Genomic DNA, 6,279 nt, shown 5'->3' with positions numbered 1-6,279 from the left:
CCCCGAAATCGATTGCATCCCCCTCCCGGCCCCCTCGCGCCGTCCGCCAGGATGACTTCCGTGCCTCCCGACGCCTCCGCCGCCCCTTCTGACTACTGGTTGCTTGCCGGGCTGCCCACTCCCGCGGCGGTCACCCGAGGCGATCAGGTGGTGGTCGCCAACGCGGCCCTGGCTTCGCTGCTGGGAATTCCCCTCGACGAGCTGAAGGCCACGCCCGTCACCGCGCTCATCGCCCGCTTCATTCCCGCCGAGCGCGGCTGGGTGGAGGCGTTCCACGAGGCCCTCACCCGGGACGGCACCCGGCCGGAGCACCCGCTGTGGCTGCGCATCCGGAGAGCCGACGGGAAGGAGCGCACGGTGGCGGCGACCTATGCACCGGGCGCCACGCAGGAAGAGACGGTGGTGCTGCTGCACGACGCCGAGGGCGTGGACACCACCCGCCGGCTCACCGAGGCGCTGGGCGCGGCAGCCGCGGACATGCTGCGCGCGCGCGACGAGCAGGAGGTCCTCGAGACGGCCATCGACGCCGTCCACCGGCAGGGCTTCTATTCGGCCATCCTCCTGGTCGAAGGAGACACGTTCCGGCACGGCCCCATGCGGCAGGAGCCCGCCATCGTCGCGCTGGCCGAGCGCAAGTACGGCATGCCCATCTCCGAGGTCCGCCTTCCCCTTGGCACCCTGCCCCACCTGGCGGAGGTGCTCGCGCGGCGCAAGGCGGCCTTCCATCAGGACGCGCTCGGCGCGGCCCATCGCGTCCACACGAGCGAGGTCTTCGAGGACATCCAGCGCGCCTACCCTCCCGGCATCCGCGCCCTGGATGCGCCCATCTTCGTGGAGGGCCAGCCCTTCGGCATCCTCTCCGCGCAGGGCCTGGACCTCACGCCGGCCGCCGCGGGCACGCTGGAGCTCTTCGCGCAGTTGCTCGGTGGCGCGTTGGAGAACGTGCGTCACCACCGCGTGGCGGCGGAGCGACTGGTCGAAGTGACGCGGCTCCAGGAGGAGCTGGTCGCGCACGAGCGGCTGACGGTGCTGGGCGAGGCGGCGGGAGTGGTGGCGCACGAGGTGCGCAATCCGTTGGGCGCCATCCTCAACGCGGTGGCGGTGCTGCGCCGCGAGGCGCACCTGGGCCCCACGGGACAGGCCGCGGTGGGCATGCTGGAGGAAGAGGCCATCCGGCTGGAGGACATCGTCAGGGATTTGCTGGACGTGGTGCGTCCGCTGGAGCCGCGCCCGCGGCTGGTGCACCTGGGTGAGCTGGTGCGGCGCGCGCTGGGCCAGCTACATGGTCCACCGGATGCGCCCACGCTGCGCTTCACCGTGGACGAGGCGCCGGACGTGCCCGAAATCATGGGCGATGAGACGCTGCTCCAACTCGCGGCGACGCACCTGGTGCGCAACGCGGTGCAGGCCTCACCGCCGGGCGGGCGCGTGCGGCTGAACGTGGAACCCGTGGAGGGCGGCGTGCGGCTGGTGGTGGAGGACGAGGGCCCGGGCATTCCCGACGTGGACCCGCGCCGCGTCTTCGAGCCCTTCTTCCTCACGCGCGCCAACGGACGGGGCCTGGGGCTGGCCATCGTCAAGCGCGTGGTGCTCGCGCACGGAGGACAGGTGCGCGCGAGCGGCCGGCCCAAGCGGGGCGCTCGCTTCGAGGTGGTGCTCCCGCTGGGGCCTACCCGTACGTTTCCCGCCTGATGCGCTTGTCGTCGATGCCGAGCGCGTGCAGGTGTCCGAGCACCGTCTCCATGAAGCGCGGCGTGGCCGGAGTGCGCGTCTCCAGCGCCTTGCGGCGGTCCCACGGCGTAATCGCGGGGCCACACGCGTAGACCAGGCACGTGGCCCGGTCCGGGATGAGCTCTTCCAGCAGGGCCTGGTGGACGCGGCCCTTGCGCACGTTGGCGCCGAAGCGCGACTCGTCCAGCTCACGGGTGAGGGTGTGCACCAGCCGGACGCGGTCCGGGTGCTGGCGCTCCAGCGCCTCCAGTTCGTCCCGGTAGAGCACGTCGCTCCAAGTCTTGTTGGACATGAGCAAGGTGTGGCGCACCTTGAGATTCCGGTGGAGCGCATCCTTGATGATGCCGAAGTTGGGCACCGCGCCGGAGCCGGCCACCATGTGGACGACGTGGTCCGTGCGCTGGTCCACGTCGTCCGGCAGCACATAGGGGCCCATGAAGCCGAGCACCTTGAGTCGCGCGCCGGTGAGCCGGCCGTGGACGAGGAACGGGGACAGGAGCGGCGGGTAGCGGGTGAGGCCGGGGATGAACTCCTCGTCCTTCACGGTGATGGCCACGTGGGGCTCATGGGGCGCGGAGGCCAGCGAGTACGAGCGCTGGGGCTCCTTGCGCCCCTTTTGTTCCTGCAGGTAGGCGGACAGGCGCCCGAGCGCGTGGAACTGGTGCGGGTCGATGTTGATGAACTGGCCGGCCTTGTAGTCCGGACGGGGCTCGCCGAAGTCGAGGAAGAGTGTCGCGGTGTCGTGCGTGTCCATCCGCACGTGGGCGACGGTGACCTCGTACTCCACGGGCTTCCTGCTGCGCGAGAGGGTGGATTCGGCGGCGCTCATGGCTCCCTCCCTTAGCGCAAACCCGGGGTGCTCGCCGATGGGTTCGCGCACGCCCAGGGGGTCACGGGTGGGTGACATGGACGGTTTTGCCCCGTCCCGGAGTCGGTCCGGAGCGTTGGCTGCACGACGGGACGGCTTGCGGGCAGGAGGCGGACTCCTCGCGAGCACTGACCTGGAGCCCCCGCAGGACTACATCTTCTGGTGGCCAGTGGCGGTGCTGAAGCCCTGGCGGTAACGGTCGGACGCGTGGGCTCCGACCGGACCATGCTCTCGGGCCGTCCCGAGGTGGAGGCGACCGACGCGTGCTCCGCATTCTCTTTTCCCTGATGGCCCGACTGCCGGAAGGTGTCCGGCGACATGTGGTCCGCACCCTGATGGACGGCGTGTGGGATGCGCTGGCCGACGAAGTCGTGGAGGGCCGGGGCAACATCCCCGACGAGCCCTGTCTCTACATCTGCAACCACCTGTCCAATGCGGACGGCTTCACGCTGTTCCGCGCGTTCCGTCCCCGGCGGCTGTACTTCCTGGCGGGCGTGAAGCTGCAAAGCACGGTGATGACGCGGCTGGCCTCGGAGGTGATGGACACCATCGCCATCAAGCCCAACTCGCCGGACATCGAGGCGGTGCGCCGGGCGGTGGAGACGCTCAAGGGCGGCGACTCGGTGCTCATCTTCCCGGAGGGCGCGCGCAGTCGGGATGGGGCGCTGCACCAGGCGAAGAAGGGCGTGGCGCTCATCGCCAAACGCGGAGGTGCGCCGGTGGTACCGGTGGCGTTGATGGGGACGGAGAAGCTGATGCCCATCAACGACTCGGACATGGGCGGCGAGCGGCTGTACAACGCCCACGTCCGCGTGCGGGTGGGCCCCGCGTTCCGGATGGAGGACCTGGAGGCGGAGGTCGCTGGCGCGGAGGACACGCGGCAGGCGCTGGTGGACGCGATGATGCGCCGGGTGGCGAAGCTGCTGCCTCCCGAGTATCGGGGCGTCTACGCGGACGACCCGCCCCGGGTGCCCAGGCCGTTGGAGTCCGAGTCGCCGGCCGCATCGCCGCCGTGATTCCGCAATGAAGCGTTGCGGTCGCCGCAGGAGCACGGACAATGGGGCCTCCCGTGACGACCGCCCGCGCCGAAGAACAAGTCTACGTGTCCACCCTTCCCGGACTGGAGACCGCGCTGGAGGCGGAGTGCTCCGCCCTGGGCTGGAAGCCCTCCCTCGTCGAAGGCGGGGTGGAGCTCCAGGGGCCCACGGGGCTGCATCAGGAAGCCAACCTGCGCCTGCGCACCGCGAGCCGGGTGCTGTTGCGGCTGGGCTCCTTCCACGCGAGTGACGAGGGCGCGCTGATTCGAGGGCTGCGCGCGTTGGATTTGTCACGCACGTGGGACAGGGGCGCGCCGCCCCGGCTCTCGGTGACGCTGCACCGCGCGGGTGTCCCGAGCCAGGGCGTTGTCTTCTCGGCGGCATCGAAGGCATGGGGACTGGCCGAGGTGGGCCGGGCGGGTCCGCTCGACGACGAAGGCGGTCCGGGGCTCACGTTGCTCGTCCGAGTGGAGGGCAATGACTTCACCGTGAGCGCGGACACCAGCGGGGAGCCGCTGCATCGCCGGGGTTATCGACAAGAGGTGAGCCGCGCGCCCCTGCGGGAGACGCTCGCGGCGGGCATCCTGATGCTGGCCGGGTATGACGGCACGGAGCCACTGGTGGACCCGATGTGCGGCTCGGGCACCTTCCTGGTGGAAGGCGCGTGGATGTCCATGCGTCGCGCGCCAGGGTTGCTGCATGGCTTCGCCTTCGAGTCCTTCCCGGGCTTCGACGCGAGCGCGTGGGCCACTCGCAAGGCGCGCGCGGAGGCGGAGACGCTGACGGCACCGCGCGCGGCCGTGTATGGCTATGACATCAACGCGGGTTCGCTGGGCACGGCGCGCAGGAACGCTCGGCGCGCGGGCATGACGCTCGCGCTGGAGCGCAAGGACCTGCGCACGTTGACCGCGCCCCCGGGTGGGCCCGGGTTGCTGGTCGCGAATCCGCCCTATGGCAAACGCCTGGGCGAAGGGGAGGACCTGCCCGGCCTCTACCGCGCGCTCGGCACCCTGGTTCGCAAGGGCTTCGCGGGCTGGCGCGCGGCGCTGCTGGTTCCGGAGGACTCCGCCCTGGTGAAGGCGCTGGAGCTGCCCGGCGCGCGCAGTCTTCCCGTGCGCAATGGTGGGTTGCGGTGTCGCCTGCTGCTGACGGCGTGAGTCGTATTTGAAGGGGGTGAGGTTCGCGCGCCGGAGTCACGGCTCGCGTGGGGCTCGGGAGTCCCTGAATTCGCGGTTTCTCCCCGCATATGCTCCAGTGGTCCTCCCTGTCAGGTCCACCCCGGCCTCCCCCACCCCACCATGACGACTGGTAGCGATTCGACTCCCCAAGACCTTGGAATGAAGCGCGCTGTCTCCCGCTGGGAGCTGGTGGGCTTCTCCATCAACGACGTCATCGGCAGCGGGGTGTATCTCCTGCCCGCCGCCGCCGCCGCCAACCTCGGCTCCGCCAGCACGGGCGCGGTGGTGGTGGCCGGACTGGCCGTGCTGCTGCTCGTGCTGTGTTTCGCGGAAGCCGCCAGCTACTTCGACAAGCCCGGCAGCGCGTACCTCTACACGCGCGAGGCCTTCGGTGAGTTGGTGGGCTTCCAGGTGGGGTGGATGACGTGGCTCGCCCGAGTCTCCTCGGTGGCCTCGCTGTCCGTCGGCTTCTCCCGCGCGCTCGGCTACCTGTGGCCTGGAGCCAACGAGGGCGTGGGGCAGGGCCTGGCCATCGCGATACCCCTGCTCGCGCTCACCGCCATCAACGTCGTCGGCGTGAAGGGCGGCGCACGCACCGCCGTCTTCCTGGCCATCACCAAGACGGTGCCGCTGCTCGTCTTCATCACCGTGGGCATCTTCTTCGTGTCCGCGCCGCTGGCCACCTCCGTGGTGGCGAAGAGTGACGGCGACCTGGGCGCCGCCGTGTTGCTGCTCCTGTTCGCCTACGCGGGCTTCGAGAACACCGCGGCGCCGGCCGGTGAGTTCAAGAATCCGCGCCGGGACGTGCCCTTCGCGCTCATCGTCCAGATTGGCGTCGTCACGCTCATCTACACGGCGGTGCAGTGGGTCGCCCTGGGGACGCTGCCGGGCGTCGTGGATTCGAAGACGCCGCTGGCGGATGCCGCCGCGCGCTTCCTGGGCAACGGAGGCGGACTCCTGATGACGGTGGGCGGAGTGCTGTCCATCCTCGGCACCAACAGCAACACGGTGCTCGCAGGGCCTCGTTATCTCTACGCGCTGGCGCAGGATGGCTTCGGTCCGGCGGCGCTCGCCACGCTGCACCCGCGCTACCGCACGCCGATGGTCGCCATCGTGACCCAGACCGCCATCGCGCTCCCACTGGCCTTCACCGGGTCGTTCGAGTTCCTCGCCACGCTCTCCGTGGTGGCCCGGCTGGCGACGTACTTCGGCACCGCGGTGGCCGTGCCCGTGCTGCGGCGCAAGCTCCAGCAGCCGGCCAATGCGTTCCGCATCCCAGGAGGGCCGGTGATTCCCATCGCCGCCGCCTCACTGTGTGTCGTGTTCGCGCTGAGCGCCCAGCGGAAGAACCTCATCGCGGGTGCCATCGCGCTCGCTGTCGGCTTCGTGCTGTATCGCTTCCAGCGCAAGCCGGATGGGAAGGTCGCACTCCAGTAACGCAGGGAGCGCTCGGCTCCCGGGCCCG

At 70.5% G+C, this 6,279-nt stretch carries 5 protein-coding genes; 4 read left to right on the top strand and 1 reads right to left on the bottom strand.

The window, feature by feature from the left end; genetic code table 11:
• Positions 1–51: 51 nt before the first annotated feature.
• Complete coding sequence (locus tag HR086_RS20705; protein WP_174466477.1) at positions 52–1,692, top strand: ATP-binding protein; 1,641 nt, start codon at positions 52–54, stop codon at positions 1,690–1,692.
• On the opposite strand, the gene HR086_RS20700 is transcribed toward HR086_RS20705, so the two are convergent.
• Positions 1,670–2,560, bottom strand: a complete 891-nt coding sequence (locus tag HR086_RS20700; protein WP_141645678.1) for an oxidoreductase — start codon at positions 2,558–2,560, stop codon at positions 1,670–1,672. The genes HR086_RS20705 and HR086_RS20700 overlap by 23 nt on opposite strands.
• Before the next feature lie 302 nt (positions 2,561–2,862).
• On the opposite strand from HR086_RS20700, the gene HR086_RS20695 reads away from it, so the two are divergent.
• The 3 genes from HR086_RS20695 to HR086_RS20685 all read left to right on the top strand — a co-directional run bounded on the left by HR086_RS20695 (position 2,863) and on the right by HR086_RS20685 (position 6,251).
• Positions 2,863–3,615 carry a 1-acyl-sn-glycerol-3-phosphate acyltransferase gene (locus HR086_RS20695; RefSeq protein ID WP_141645679.1) on the top strand — a complete coding sequence of 251 codons (753 nt, stop codon included), beginning with the start codon at positions 2,863–2,865 and terminating at the stop codon, positions 3,613–3,615.
• A gap of 41 nt (positions 3,616–3,656) precedes the next feature.
• Positions 3,657–4,793, top strand: coding sequence for a class I SAM-dependent RNA methyltransferase (locus HR086_RS20690; RefSeq protein ID WP_174466476.1), 1,137 nt, complete (start codon positions 3,657–3,659; stop codon positions 4,791–4,793).
• A gap of 180 nt (positions 4,794–4,973) precedes the next feature.
• A complete protein-coding gene (locus HR086_RS20685; RefSeq protein WP_217440586.1) occupies positions 4,974–6,251 on the top strand; it encodes an APC family permease in 1,278 nt (425 codons plus the stop codon).
• Positions 6,252–6,279: the final 28 nt, after the last annotated feature.

This window comes from Myxococcus sp. CA039A (genome assembly GCF_013336645.1).
GTDB classification, from domain to species: domain Bacteria; phylum Myxococcota; class Myxococcia; order Myxococcales; family Myxococcaceae; genus Myxococcus; species Myxococcus llanfairpwllgwyngyllgogerychwyrndrobwllllantysiliogogogochensis.
This window is presented reverse-complemented; position numbering and strand designations above follow the sequence as displayed.